This is a genomic window from Polaromonas sp. P1_F4, assembly GCF_056405675.1.
Window position 1 is genome coordinate 151186 of sequence record NZ_JBFUBP010000009.1, and the last position, 12331, is coordinate 163516.

General features: G+C 63.5%; 13 protein-coding genes. 4 read left to right on the plus strand and 9 right to left on the minus strand.

Features of this window, described 5'->3' with window-relative positions; genetic code table 11:
* Nucleotides 1-131: 131 nt before the first annotated feature.
* The 4 genes from AC1DYQ_RS18085 to AC1DYQ_RS18100 all read right to left on the minus strand — a co-directional run bounded on the left by AC1DYQ_RS18085 (nt 132) and on the right by AC1DYQ_RS18100 (nt 4189).
* The gene (locus tag AC1DYQ_RS18085; protein WP_477687938.1) at nt 132-680 is read right to left on the minus strand and encodes a nucleotidyltransferase family protein; all 549 of its coding nucleotides are present in this window, start codon (nt 678-680) and stop codon (nt 132-134) included.
* A complete protein-coding gene (locus AC1DYQ_RS18090; RefSeq protein WP_477687939.1) occupies nt 680-2974 on the minus strand; it encodes a xanthine dehydrogenase family protein molybdopterin-binding subunit in 2295 nt (764 codons plus the stop codon). The genes AC1DYQ_RS18085 and AC1DYQ_RS18090 overlap by 1 nt, the downstream gene beginning before the upstream one ends.
* A gap of 17 nt (nt 2975-2991) precedes the next feature.
* Nucleotides 2992-3459: a (2Fe-2S)-binding protein gene (locus tag AC1DYQ_RS18095; protein WP_477687940.1), complete on the minus strand. Its 468-nt coding sequence runs from the start codon at nt 3457-3459 to the stop codon at nt 2992-2994.
* 157 nt (nt 3460-3616) lie between these two features.
* A complete protein-coding gene (locus AC1DYQ_RS18100; protein ID WP_477647368.1) occupies nt 3617-4189 on the minus strand; it encodes a TetR/AcrR family transcriptional regulator in 573 nt (190 codons plus the stop codon).
* 103 nt (nt 4190-4292) lie between these two features.
* Here AC1DYQ_RS18100 and pdxH point away from each other — a divergent pair, with 103 nt between their 5' ends.
* Nucleotides 4293-4943, plus strand: coding sequence for a pyridoxamine 5'-phosphate oxidase (gene pdxH, locus AC1DYQ_RS18105; RefSeq protein ID WP_477687941.1), 651 nt, complete (start codon nt 4293-4295; stop codon nt 4941-4943).
* Between the two features lie 7 nt (nt 4944-4950).
* On the plus strand, nt 4951-5304 hold the full coding sequence (locus AC1DYQ_RS18110; RefSeq protein WP_477687942.1) for a hypothetical protein: 354 nt from the start codon (nt 4951-4953) through the stop codon (nt 5302-5304).
* 20 nt (nt 5305-5324) lie between these two features.
* On the opposite strand, the gene folK is transcribed toward AC1DYQ_RS18110, so the two are convergent.
* From folK to AC1DYQ_RS18135, 5 genes are read right to left on the minus strand one after another with little or no spacing between them, the layout of a single operon-like run.
* A complete protein-coding gene (folK, locus tag AC1DYQ_RS18115; protein WP_477687943.1) occupies nt 5325-5825 on the minus strand; it encodes a 2-amino-4-hydroxy-6-hydroxymethyldihydropteridine diphosphokinase in 501 nt (166 codons plus the stop codon).
* A gap of 7 nt (nt 5826-5832) precedes the next feature.
* Nucleotides 5833-7458 (minus strand): polynucleotide adenylyltransferase PcnB, encoded by a 1626-nt coding sequence (gene pcnB, locus AC1DYQ_RS18120; protein WP_477687944.1) that lies wholly within the window; start codon nt 7456-7458, stop codon nt 5833-5835.
* 6 nt (nt 7459-7464) lie between these two features.
* The gene (locus AC1DYQ_RS18125; protein WP_477687945.1) at nt 7465-8142 is read right to left on the minus strand and encodes an HAD family hydrolase; all 678 of its coding nucleotides are present in this window, start codon (nt 8140-8142) and stop codon (nt 7465-7467) included.
* A gap of 17 nt (nt 8143-8159) precedes the next feature.
* The gene (gene hda, locus AC1DYQ_RS18130) at nt 8160-8846 is read right to left on the minus strand and encodes a DnaA regulatory inactivator Hda (RefSeq protein ID WP_457279795.1); all 687 of its coding nucleotides are present in this window, start codon (nt 8844-8846) and stop codon (nt 8160-8162) included.
* Nucleotides 8847-8880: 34 nt separating this feature from the next.
* Entirely contained in the window at nt 8881-9957 is a 1077-nt protein-coding gene (locus AC1DYQ_RS18135) for an AI-2E family transporter (RefSeq protein WP_477687946.1), read from the minus strand.
* 179 nt (nt 9958-10136) lie between these two features.
* Here AC1DYQ_RS18135 and purM point away from each other — a divergent pair, with 179 nt between their 5' ends.
* Complete coding sequence (gene purM / locus AC1DYQ_RS18140) at nt 10137-11177, plus strand: phosphoribosylformylglycinamidine cyclo-ligase (RefSeq protein WP_477671388.1); 1041 nt, start codon at nt 10137-10139, stop codon at nt 11175-11177.
* Nucleotides 11178-11346: 169 nt separating this feature from the next.
* The gene (locus AC1DYQ_RS18145; RefSeq protein WP_477687947.1) at nt 11347-12324 is read left to right on the plus strand and encodes a division plane positioning ATPase MipZ; all 978 of its coding nucleotides are present in this window, start codon (nt 11347-11349) and stop codon (nt 12322-12324) included.
* Nucleotides 12325-12331: the final 7 nt, after the last annotated feature.

The window sequence follows — 12331 nt, forward strand, 5'->3', positions numbered from 1 at the left end:
TCGCTTCGCGTAGCTCTCTGTCCCCCGAGGGGGCGCTGCGCCTGCGGCCCGGCGAAGCCGGTTCCGCGGCCCCGGCTTGGATGAGCCCGCCACGCGGTTCGCCGTCTCTCGGGCTGGCGTTTACTTCGCAATCAGCGCGTGGAGAATCGTTCCCCAGCGCGGCGCAGGTCGTCCAGCGTGTCGATATCGGTGACTGCACCTTCATCGGCCACGTCAATGAATGCTACAGAATTGATAGCTGCTTGCGCCCGTACAACGGGCGCCGCACCCTGATTTCCCTTTAAATCCAGCAACGCATCGCGGCACGCGGCCGAAAACCCGACCGGGTGGCCGCGCGTCCCCTTGAACATCGGCACCACCACCGCATGCTGCGCCAGTGCGTCGGCCACCGCCTGCAGCGTGGCGCTCTGCACCAGCGGCAAATCACCCGGCAAAATCAACCAGCCCGCAGCTTCGGGCGTGGCCCGCACGGCGGCCGCGATGCAGTCACCCATGCCCGGGTGGCCGGCATCTTCCAGGTGCCAGGGCAAGCCGCTGGCAGCCACGGCGTCCAGCGTGTGCTGCAGCACCGGCTTGCCGGCCAGCAGCGCCTGCAGCTTGTGCGTGCCGCCGCCCGACGCGGCAAAGCGCTCACCCCGGCCCGAGGCCAGCACCAGCACCGTGGGCTTGCCGCCTGCCATCACGCCAGCTTGAAAGGCAGCTCGCGCGGCGCCGGTTTACCGGTGAGCTTGGCGATCGCATTGGCAAAGGCGGGGGCCAACGGCGGCAGGCCGGGCTCGCCCAGACCCGTGGGCGCATCGGCGCTAGGCACGATGAAGACGGCAACCGTCGGCATGTCGGTGATACGCGGCACGGGAAAGTCGCCGAAGTTGCTTTGCTCGACCACACCGTCCTTGAGCGTGATGGCCGCACCCGGCAGGCACATCGACAAGCCCATCAGCGCCGCGCCCTGCACCTGCGCTTCAATGCTGGTCGGGTTGATGGCGAGGTTGCAATGCACGCCTGCGGTGATGCCGTGCAGCACCGGTACGTTGTCCTTGACGGATGCCTCGACCACATAAGCCACCACGGTGTTGAACGACTCATGCACCGCCACACCCCAGGCGCGCCCGGCGGGCAAAGTGCGTTCGCCGTAACCGGATTTGTCGACCGCCAGCTGCAGCGCGGCCGCGTGGCGCGGGTGCTTGCTGCCGAACTGCTTCATGCGCCAGGCCACTGGGTCTTGCCCGCTGCTGCGCGCGACTTCGTCAATCAACGTTTCCATGACATACGCCGTGTGGGTAGAGCCCACACTGCGCCACCAGAGCACCGGCACATTGAGCTTGGGGTGGTGCACCGACAGCCGCATCGGGATGTCGTAAGGCTCTTTCATGCCCTCAACCATGGTACCGTCCACGCCGTCCTTGACCATAAAGGCTTCAAACGGCGTGCCGCCGACGATGGACTGGCCGACGATGACGTGGTCCCAACCCAGGATCTCGCCTTTGTCGTTAAAGCCGATCTCGGCGCGGTGCACATGCATGGGACGGTAGTAACCGCCCTTGATGTCGTCTTCGCGGCTCCACAGCGTGCGCACCGCAGCCGTCAACCCTGCGCCGCGCGCCGCCTTCGCCACATTGCAAGCCTCCACCACGTAATCGCTGGTGGCAATCGCGCGCCGGCCAAAGCCGCCACCGGCCATCTGCACATTCATCTTGACGTTTTGCGGCGCCACGCCCAGCGCCTTGGAAGCGGCCATCGTGTCCAGGCCTGGCATCTGCGTGCCCAGCCAGAGTTCGGCCTTGGCGCCTGCGCCCTCGCCGCTCAGTTGCACCGTGCAATTGAGCGGCTCCATGGGTGCGTGAGCCAGGTAAGGAAAGACAAACTCGGCGCTGATCTTCCTGGGTGCAGACACCAGCTTGCTGATGTCATCCTTGTACTTGAGTGCGCCGGTTTTCTGCGCCAGCGCGCGGTAGCTGGCCAGTTGCTGCATGCTGTCGACCTTCTCGACGCCGCTGGTGTCCCACTCGACCTTGAGCGCATCACGGCCCTGCTTGGCGGCCCAGTAGCCTTCGGCCACTACCGCCACGCCTTCGCCGCCGCGGTCCAGCGGCACGCGCAGCACGGCCTTCACGCCGGGAATGGCTTTGGCCGCGGTGTCGTCCAGTGACTTGAGCTTGCCGGCAAACACCGGCGGGTGCGCCACCACTGCCGTCAGCATGCCGGGCAGGCGCACGTCGATGCCGTAGCTTTGGTTGCCGGTGGATTTGGCGCGTGCATCCAAGCGCCCTGTAGGCTTGCCGATGATGCGGAACTGTTTCGGGTCCTTGAGCGTGACGGCCTCCGGCACCGGCAGCTTCATGGCCGCTTCGGCCAGCTCGCCGTATGTCAGGCGCTTGCCGCCGGGGCCAATCACCACGCCTTGTTGGGTGCGCAGGCTGCCGGCATCAACGCCCCACTGCGCCGCGGCTGCCGAGACCAGCATGGCGCGGGTGCGCGCGCCCAGCTCGCGGTACTGCGTGTACGAGTTTTTGATCGAGCCCGAGCCACCCGTGAGGTGCATGCCGAAAGCCGGATCCACATACGCCGGGTCGGCATTGCCATGCTGGCTTTTGACCAAAGCCCAATCTGCATCCAGCTCTTCCGCCAGGATCATCGGCAAGCCGGTCTGAACGCCCTGCCCGAAGTCGAGCCGGTTGATGGTGACGGTCACCGTACCGTCCTTGTCGATGCGCACAAAGGCCGAGGGCTGCTGGGTCGGCTTCAGGCTGGACGCCGCCGGTGCACCCGCTGTGGCCATGGTTTGCGCTTGCGTCAGCATCGGAAAAGCACCGAGTGCAAAGCCACCGGCGGTCGCAACCTTGAGGAAGCTGCGGCGCGGCAGCTCAGCATCTGCTATTGTTTTGGTAGCTGCTTGCGCCCGATTCATAAGGGCCTGAAGACCTTTTGGCAGTTGAGAAGCGATATCAAAGGTGTCTGGGGAATTGGAATACATGATGTTGTTCTCCTTCTTTAAACCAGGTAAGCCAGTGCCTGGGCGGCGTCTTTGATGGCGGCGCGAATGCGTACATAGGTGCCGCAGCGGCAGATGTTGCCGGCCATGGCGCCGTCGATGTCGGCATCGCTCGGTTTGGCATTGGACTTGAGCAAGGCGGTGGCGCTCATCACCTGGCCGCTCTGGCAATAGCCGCACTGCGCCACGTCATGTTTGACCCAGGCGTCCTGCACGGCTTTGCCGACGCGGTCGGTGGCAACCGCTTCGATGGTGGTGATCTTCTGGCCAGCAGCGGCAGAAATCGGCGTGATGCACGAGCGTATGGCCGCGCCGTTGAGATGCACGGTACACGCGCCGCACAGCGCCGCACCGCAGCCGAACTTGGTGCCGGTCATGCCCAGCGTGTCACGCAGGGCCCAGAGAATGGGGGTCGATTGGTCGGCGTTGACGGATACGTCCTTGCCGTTGATGTTGAGGGTGGGCATCGTGGAACTCCTTGCGGTTTTTGTTAGGGGGAAATCAAAAGGGAGAAAAAGGGAGCGCTACTTGTCGAATTTATATTCGCTTAAATCAGGGTTTTATCCGTAAAAACTTGGGCATGCAGAAATGAGGGGTATTGCCTTTCAGAGGCGTTTCAAAGATTCAGGCCTTGATGGCATCCCAGCACAGGGTAAAAGCCGCCTGGTGCACCGCCTCGTCATCGGGCAGCACCTGGGTGCGTATCAGGTTGGCAGTTTCCCGCACCGAGCCCACCAGGGTAGCCGTTAACAACGGCAAGGGCACAGGCTTGAAAATCTCCTGCTTCTGGCCCTCCTCGATCAATGCAAAGAAGCTCGCCGCCAGCCGGGTCGACAACTCGCGGTTTCCCTGCGTGAACCAGGGAGAGTTGTAGTACTGCTCCTGGAACACCACCTCCGCATAACGCTCCAGCCGGTGCCGCAGCAGGTTGCCCCAGAGTCGGCGTACCCGGCTGCGCAAGGGGGTCCCGGGCACCACACCATCCATCAGGCGCAGCATGGTCGCGGTTTTGGCTTCTTCATAGAGCTGGCTGATCAGCTCGTCCTTGGACGGGTAATAGACGTACAGCGTGCTGGTGGCGATGCCGGCCGTGCGGGCAATGTCGGCCATGGTCAGGCCGCTCAGGCCGGTCTGGGCCACCAGGTTGAAGGTGGCCTCGGCAATGGCGCGCTGCTTTTCGTCGTCTTTGGGCTTCATGGAAGGGTGTGAATATAAACGAATATTAATTCGCTATCAAGCTACCCGGCGACGCGAACCTGCCGCAGACAAGGAATTGGCCTGTGCGGGCACAATCAGAGCCATGAGCCAGCCCACCCTCTCCATTGCCGACCTGCGCAAAAGCTATGAACGCGCCGAACTCAACGAAGACGCATCAGCCGCAGACCCGCTCCAGCAATTCGACCAGTGGCTGAAAGAAGCCATCGCCGCCGAAGTGCCCGAGCCCAACGCCATGACACTGGCCACCGTGGCCAGCAACCTGCGCCCCTCCACCCGCATCGTGCTGATCAAGGGCTATGACGAGCACGGCATCAGCTGGTTTACCAACTACGACAGCCGCAAGGGCCAGGAACTGGCCGGCAACCCGTATGCGGCATTGCAATTTCACTGGGTAGAGCTTGAACGCGTGGTTCGCATTGAAGGCGTGGTCGAAAAAGTCTCTGCCGAAGAAAGCGACGCTTACTTCAGCACCCGCCCGCTGGATTCGCGCATAGGCGCCTGGGCCAGCCCGCAAAGCGAAGTGATCGCCGGACGCAGCGTGCTGGTGGCCAATGCGGCCAAATACGGCGCCAAATTTTTGCTGCAACCCCCGCGCCCGCCGCACTGGGGCGGCTACCGCCTGAAACCCGACAACTGGCAGTTCTGGCAAGGCCGCAAAAGCCGGCTGCATGACCGGCTGCGGTATACGCTCCAGGATGACGCGAACTGGCTGCGCGAACGGCTGGCGCCCTAAGGCTGAAATGAAGTGGATCGCAAAGGGGTTTCTTGTTGCGGCCGTCGGAGCTGGAGTGTTTGCTCTGCATACCCTCCTGCAGACTTTTCTTCACGGCGGCCCCTTCAGTGGCCTGCTCATGTGGATTGCAACTTCCGGGTGTTTTGGGTTTCTCGTGGGCGGCATTCTTGCATTCGACCCTGAGTCCCCATGCAAGGTCAAAGAGAATTCATTCGCGCGCACTCTTATCGGCGCTGCCTCAGGCGCAGCCTTAGCCTTCCTCTGGAACTGGTCTGGCGATGCGCTAATGTTGGCCACTCTGCTCGGCGCCATTCTTGGATGTATGGGAATGATTTGGGCCAAGTATCTCCAGCATCTGTAAATGTCAAACCATCTACCTGCTTAGGTGCGGTCAATTAGGTGGTCCAGCCGCGTTATGGACTGATGCGCCACTCCCGCCAACTGCTCTGCGCTGACCCATTCAGGCGCGATCTCCGCCAATGGCACCAGTACAAAAGCCCGCTGCCTCATGCGCGGGTGCGGCAGCGTAAGGTGCTCTGACTCCATACGGGCGCTGCCGTAGAGCAGCAGATCCAGATCCAGTGTGCGGGGTGCGTTGCGGTACGGTCTTTCCCGGCCGGCCTCCTGCTCGATGTGTTGCAAGTGATCCAGCAATGCGGGGGCGGTCAAACCAGTTTCGAGTTCGACTACGGCGTTGAGGTAATCGTTGCCGGGGGCCGCAGATTCCTCGTCCGCATCGGTATCCAGCGGCGCTGTTTGATAGAGGCTGGAAGATTGGCGGACCTGCGTGAGCGGCAGCTGGCCTATCGCCTGAACGGCTTGCCTCAAGGCCGCCGCAGCATCACCGAGGTTGGCGCCCAGGGCAACGTAGGCGCGAACCATGCGGCTATCAGGCGTTGGGAGTGCTGTCCGATGAAGGCGAAGCAGCAGCATCGCCGCCTGCACCTCCGGCCCCGCCTGCTCCACCACGGTTGGCTGGCTTGCGGCGGCGGCGGCGCTTTTTGGCGGGGGCGGCGTCGCCCTGCTCGCCAGAGACATCCGCCGCATCGGGCGTGGTGCGTTCGGCTTGCGCTGAGCCAGGCTCGGCATCCGGGCGCTTGACACGCACACGCGGTGCCTGCGGCTTGTTCTGCTGCGCCTGGCGCGCCTCTTCAATCATGGCGTGGCGCTCGTCGTCGTAGGCGGTGCTGAATTTTTCCCACCACTCGGCGAGCTCCATTTCGATCTCGCCGGTCTGCGCGCGCAGGCGCAAAAAGTCAAAGCCGGCGCGAAAGCGGGGTTGGTCCAGCAGCGAATACGGCGCGCTGCCGGTGCGCTTTTCAAAGCGGGGCTGCATGGTCCAGATCTCGCGCATGTCGGTGCCCAGCTTGCCGCGGCCCGACACGTCGCCGATCTTGGCGTTGAAGGCATCGTCAATCGCGTCTTGCAAAGCCGGCATGAGGTGTTCGCCGCGCTTTTTGCGCCGCTCCCAGCCTTCGCGCACGTCAAACCACAGCACGCACGACAACAGGAAGCTGGGCGCCACCGGCTTGCCTTCGCCGACGCGGCGGTCGGTGTCTTGCAGGGCGAGCTTCAGAAAAGGTTCGTCAGCGTTTTCCACCACCACGTCGAGTAACGGATAAATGCCGGTGCCCAGCCCGAGGAATTTGAGCTGCGCGATGCTGGCCAGTGAATGGCCGGTCTGCAGCAGCTTGAGCATTTCGTCAAAAAGGCGTGACTGCGGCACATCAGCCAGCAGGCCCTTCATCTCGCGCAGAGGGGCCACCGTCTTGTCTTCAAACTTGAAACCCAGCGCGCTGAGCTTGGCGGCAAAGCGCACAGCCCGGATGATGCGCACCGGGTCTTCGCGGTAACGCACGGCCGGGTTGCCGATCATGCGGATGATCTTTTTCTTCGCGTCCTTGATGCCGTTGTGATAGTCGACCACCACCTGCGTCTCGGGGTCGTAGTACATCGCATTGATGGTGAAGTCGCGGCGCGCGGCGTCTTGCTCGATCGGGCCCCAGACGTTGTCGCGCAGCACGCGGCCGGAGGCGTCAACCGCATGCTTCATGCCGGCGAGCTCGCTCTTGCTGGTGCGCTCGTTGCCGCCAACCTGCTCGGCCAGGCTGCTGTCAAGGTGCGCGCGGAAGGTCGAGACCTCGATCACTTCATGCTCTCGTCCGCGGCCGTAGATGACGTGCACGATGCGAAAGCGCCGCCCGATGATGAAGGCGCGGCGAAACAGCGACTTGACCTGCTCGGGCGTGGCGTCTGTGGCAACGTCAAAGTCCTTGGGGCGCAGGCCGACCAGCAAATCACGCACCGCACCGCCCACGATGTAGGCCTCGTAGCCGGCGTCTTTCAGCGTGCGCACCACGTCCATGGCGCGGTCGTCCACCAGCGAGACGTCAATGCCGTGTTCCTTGACGGTGACATCCTGGCGCTGACCGAAAGGTGATTTTTTGACCCGCTTGGTGCCGGACTCTGTGCCGTCTGATTTGCCAAACAGCTTGTCGATAAATTTTTTGATCATGGATAACTAGATAAACAGGTCAAGTATGCGCCATCCGCGCTCTGCCGCCAGGGCCCGCAGGCGGGCGTCCGGGTTGGTGGCGACGGGGTGGGTGGCCTTCTCCAGCAGGGCAATATCGTTCAGGGAGTCGGTGTAAAACGTGGTTTCCACGTCGTTCCAGCCGAGGTCTCGGGCCGCCAGCCATTGTTCCACGCGGGTGACCTTGCCTTCGCGCGCCGAGGGCGTGCCGCTGATCTCGCCGGTCACCCAGCCGTCGGCGTCGCGCTCCAGCTCGACCGCGATCAGCTCTTTCACCCCGAAAGCGTCGGCGATGGGCCGCGTGACGAACTCGTTGGTGGCAGTGACGATGACCAGTTCATCGCCCGCGGCCCTGTGGCCATCTACCAGCGCCAGCGCCTGTTTTGTGATGGCTTTTTGCACCACGTCCCGCATGAATCGGGCGTGACCAGCTCCTGAATTGATAGCGCCCTGCTTGCGGATGGCTTCAGTGGCAAAGCGCACGTATTCGTGGATGTCGAGCGTGCCGGCGCGGTAGTGCTCAAAAAATTCATTGTTACGGCGCTTGAACTCGGTGCTGTCGCACCAGCCCAGCGCAATGGTGAATTCGCCCCATTCGTAGTCGGAATCGATGGGGATCAGCGTGTGATCCAGGTCAAATAAAGCAATCTTGCGGGAAGCAGTCATTTCGCAGTCACAGTCACTTATTCACTCTCCAGCATCGATTTGATCAGGGGAATCGTGATAGCCCGTTTGGTTTGCAGGGCGTATGCATCCAGTTGGTCAAGCAGCTGCATCAGGCTGCCCAGGTCGCGCGAAAAGCGGGTCAGCATGAAATCCATGGCCTCGTCGCTCAGGAACACGCCGCGCGCATCGGCCTCGCGCCGCAGCACGGCGCGCCGCTCGGGTTCGGTCAGGGCTTGCAGGGCAAACACATGGCCCCAGCCCAGGCGGGTGCGCAGGTCTTCGCGCAGCGCCAGGTCGGCCGGCGGCATCTGGCCGGCGGCCAGCACCCAGCGCGGACGTCCGTCGGGCGCGCTCAGCGCATTCACAAACCAGTTGAAGGCCGCCTGCTGCTGCACCGCGGTGTAGAGATGGCAGTCGTCCAGGATGACGGCCGCCCAGGATTCGTTGAACTCGGGCGGCTCCAGCATGGAGGCGTCCATCCAGCCGCTGGCGGCGCCCTGCTCGCGCAGCGCTTCGCGCACGGCTTTCAGTAAATGGGTTTTCCCGCTGGCGGCTTCACCCCAGAGGTAGGTAGGCACCGGCGAGCGCAGCGTGTTGCCGGCCCACAGTTCCAGATGCCGGAGCGCGGCTTCGTTCGGCCCGCCAAAAAAATTGGCGAACGACGGGGCTGAAGCCAGCCCGATGTCCAGCGCAATCTGTTTCATGCCCGCCATGCGTTCATCCTGACCCTGTTCAGCCTTAGCCGGCCTTGTTGTAAAGCCGGCTGGCCATATAGCTGGCTTTAATGCGGCGTATGCCCACCAGCAGCACCGCACTGGCCGGCAGCGCCACCAGCACACCGACAAAGCCGAACATCTGGCCGAAAGCCAGCAAGGCAAAAATCACCGCCAGCGGGTGCAGGCCGATGCGCTCGCCCACCAGCCGCGGCGTGAGGTACAGGCTTTCCACCAGTTGCCCGATGCCGTAGACCACGGCGACCATGACGAGCGCCTTGAGCGAAGCGAACTCCAGCAGGCCGGCCAGCACCGCGAGCATCAGGCCCAGGCCAAAGCCCAGGTAAGGAATGAACATCGCCAGGCCGGTAAAAACACCGATGGGCAGGGCCAGGTCCAGGCCGAACAGCGCCAACCCCACGGCATAGAACACCGCCATGATCAGCATGACCAGCAACTGGCCGCGCAGGTACTGGCCCAGCACCGAGTCGGCTTCGTCAGTGAAGCTGTCAAAACCCGCGCGCAGGTGCGGCGGCACCAGTTCGAGCACGCGAGCGACAAACTTGTCCCAGTCCATCAGCAGGTAAAACAGCGCCACGGGAATCAGCACCGCATTGCCGATGATGGCCAGCGCCACGCTGCCGCCCAGCTTGAGTGACGACATCAGCGAGCCGAACAGGTCTTCAAAATTGGCATTGAGGTACTTGAGTACAAAGGCCTTGATGCTGCCCACGTCCAGCGCGACATGGATGCCGAACTGCGCCAGCCACGGCGCCAGGCTGGTGTTGAGCCTGTCGGCCAGCAGCGGCACCTGCTCGCGCAGCACGGGCAGCTCCTTGGCCATGATGGGCACAATCAGCAAAAAGAGGCCGAGCAGCGCCACGATGAAGAGGAACTCCACCAGCACCACCGCCACCACGCGCGGCAGGCGGCCCTTGCCCATGTCGTCCAGCCGGTTCACGAGCGGCGTCAACGCATAGGCCAGCACGGCTGCAATGACAAAGGGAGCCAGCACCGGCCCCAGCAGCCACAGCGCCAGGATGACCAGCGCGGCGATGGCGCACCAGGCGGTGGCGCGTTTTTGGGTGGTGGTGAATTGCATACAGCCTTGGGTTGAGCTTGCCGGAAGGAACCTTGGAAAATGTCCCTGGAAAGGCCCGAAAGGCGCCTGATGGGCAGCCTTTAGAATCTCAGGCTGAATTCTATCGGGCTTGCAGGCCGCTTCCGGGCTGCAAATCCGCCTTCTGACCGCCTGCCCTCCCACTGCATCAAAGCCGACACATGACCACCTCCTCCACTTCCCCCCTGAGCTACAAAGACGCAGGCGTCGACATCGACGCAGGTGACGCGCTGGTCGAACGCATCAAGCCGCTGGCCAAAAAAACCATGCGGGAGGGCGTATTGGCAGGTATTGGCGGCTTTGGCGCCTTGTTTGAGGTGCCCAAGCGCTACAAGGAGCCCGTCCTGGTCAGCGGCACGGACGGCGTGGGCACCAAGCTCAAGCTGGCCTTTGAATGGCAGATGCACGACACCGTGGGCATTGACCTCGTGGCCATGAGCGTCAACGACGTGCTGGTACAAGGCGCCGAGCCGCTGTTTTTCCTCGATTACTTCGCCTGCGGCAAGCTGGATGTGGACACGGCCGCGGCTGTGGTGGGCGGCATCGCCAAGGGCTGTGAGCTGAGCGGCTGCGCCCTGATTGGCGGCGAGACCGCCGAAATGCCCGGCATGTACCCCGCGGGCGAATACGACCTGGCCGGCTTTGCCGTGGGCGCGGTCGAAAAGTCCAAGATTTTGACCGGCAAGGACGTGAAGCCCGGCGACGTGGTGCTCGGCTTGGCCAGCAGCGGTGTGCATTCCAACGGTTTCAGCCTGGTGCGCAAGTGCATTGAACGCGCCGGCGCTGCGGCTCCGGCAAAGCTGGACGGGAAACCCTTCAAGCAGGCCCTGATGGAACCCACACGCCTGTACGTCAAGAACGTGCTGGCCGCGCTGGCTGCCCACCCGATCAAGGCGCTGGCCCACATCACCGGCGGCGGCTTGCTCGAAAACATTCCGCGCGTGCTGCCCGAAGGCACGGCCGCCCATCTCAAAAAGGGCAGCTGGCCACAAACCGAGCTGTTTGCCTGGCTGCAGAAAACCGCCGGTATCGACGACTTCGAGATGAACCGCACCTTCAACAACGGCATCGGCATGGTCGTGGTGGTGGACGCCGCCAATGCGCAAGCCACAGCCAAAACCCTGCGTGACGCCGGCGAGCAGGTGTATGAAATCGGTGTGATCGCGCCCAAGGGCGACGGCGCCGCCGTCACCGTCGGTTAAATCTGCCGCAACCGCCCTCTCGCGCCCCACGATCCGGGGCCGTCCGCTCCTTCGGTCGGGCCGTTTTGCTACAAAAACACTAGCTGCGTGCGCCCATGGCGCTTGGGGTCACTGGACTTTTTGTTAGTTATGTATCAAACTGTTCCATCGATCCGTCTTTGGAGCAGTCATGCCGGTTATCGCAGTCGTCAACCGCAAGGGAGGCAGTGGCAAGAGCACGCTGGCCGCGCACATCGCCGCCTGGTGCGCGCGCAATGGCAGCTCGGTCATGCTGGGCGATGTAGACCGCCAGCAGTCGGCGCGAAGCTGGCTCAAGCGCCGGGACCCCGCGCTGCCCGCCATCGCGCCCTGGGCCGTCGACCAGAAAAACATGCTGCGTGTGCCCACCGGCATCACGCACGTGGTGCTTGACACGCCGGGCGGCATGCACGGCTTTGAGCTGGCGCGCGTGGTGATGTTTGCCGATGTCATCGTCATGCCGGTGTGCAATTCGATGTTTGACCGTGAATCGGCCGCGCAGTGCCACGCCGAGCTGATGGCCATGCCGCGCGTGGCCAGCGGCCGCTGCCGGCTCGCCACGGTGGGCATGCGCATCGACGGGCGCACCAGTGCCGCAAAAACGCTGCAGGCGTGGTCTGAAAGCCTTGGCATACCTTTTCTGGGTGCCCTGCGCGAAACCCAGTTGTATGTACGCAGCCTGGAGCGCGGCATGACGATATTTGACCTGCCGGCCAGCGCCGCAACGCAAGACCTGCAGCAATGGCAACCGATCCTGGAGTGGCTGCGCCCCACGTTGTATCCGCCGCAAGCCGCCAACGACGCGCCCGAAAGGGGGCACGCGACGGTGCCGGCCAAAGCCCCGGTCCGGATGATCGCGCCCCTGCCCTCGACCGCCGCAACGCTGGGTGCCCGGCTGCTCAACCCACCGCCCGCTGCCAAAGCCGCGTCCGCGCGCCTGGGCAGCTCGCTCCCCAACAGCCTCATGCCCGCGCAGGAATCCCTGGTGCATGGCGCGCGCATGTCCGCACAAAGCACCGCACGCGCAGTCGGCCGGCCTGTGCAGGTCAGTACGGCGCCGGCCATGTCGCGCAATGTGGACTCTCCTGACGGCATGCAGATTCCGCATTTCCTCAAGCGCGGCACCTGACTCGCCC

Excerpts from the sequence above, each read along its gene's own strand:
- AC1DYQ_RS18125 (WP_477687945.1), bottom strand. The coding sequence starts at position 8,142 with ATGACTGCTTCCCGCAAGATTGCTTTATTTGACCTGGATCACACGCTG.
- pcnB (WP_477687944.1), bottom strand. The coding sequence starts at position 7,458 with ATGATCAAAAAATTTATCGACAAGCTGTTTGGCAAATCAGACGGCACA.
- AC1DYQ_RS18085 (WP_477687938.1), bottom strand. The coding sequence starts at position 680 with ATGGCAGGCGGCAAGCCCACGGTGCTGGTGCTGGCCTCGGGCCGGGGT.
- AC1DYQ_RS18100 (WP_477647368.1), bottom strand. The coding sequence starts at position 4,189 with ATGAAGCCCAAAGACGACGAAAAGCAGCGCGCCATTGCCGAGGCCACC.
- hda (WP_457279795.1), bottom strand. The coding sequence starts at position 8,846 with ATGAAACAGATTGCGCTGGACATCGGGCTGGCTTCAGCCCCGTCGTTC.
- AC1DYQ_RS18090 (WP_477687939.1), bottom strand. The coding sequence starts at position 2,974 with ATGTATTCCAATTCCCCAGACACCTTTGATATCGCTTCTCAACTGCCA.
- AC1DYQ_RS18110 (WP_477687942.1), top strand. The coding sequence starts at position 4,951 with ATGAAGTGGATCGCAAAGGGGTTTCTTGTTGCGGCCGTCGGAGCTGGA.
- purM (WP_477671388.1), top strand. The coding sequence starts at position 10,137 with ATGACCACCTCCTCCACTTCCCCCCTGAGCTACAAAGACGCAGGCGTC.
- AC1DYQ_RS18145 (WP_477687947.1), top strand. The coding sequence starts at position 11,347 with ATGCCGGTTATCGCAGTCGTCAACCGCAAGGGAGGCAGTGGCAAGAGC.
- folK (WP_477687943.1), bottom strand. The coding sequence starts at position 5,825 with ATGGTTCGCGCCTACGTTGCCCTGGGCGCCAACCTCGGTGATGCTGCG.
- pdxH (WP_477687941.1), top strand. The coding sequence starts at position 4,293 with ATGAGCCAGCCCACCCTCTCCATTGCCGACCTGCGCAAAAGCTATGAA.
- AC1DYQ_RS18135 (WP_477687946.1), bottom strand. The coding sequence starts at position 9,957 with ATGCAATTCACCACCACCCAAAAACGCGCCACCGCCTGGTGCGCCATC.
- AC1DYQ_RS18095 (WP_477687940.1), bottom strand. The coding sequence starts at position 3,459 with ATGCCCACCCTCAACATCAACGGCAAGGACGTATCCGTCAACGCCGAC.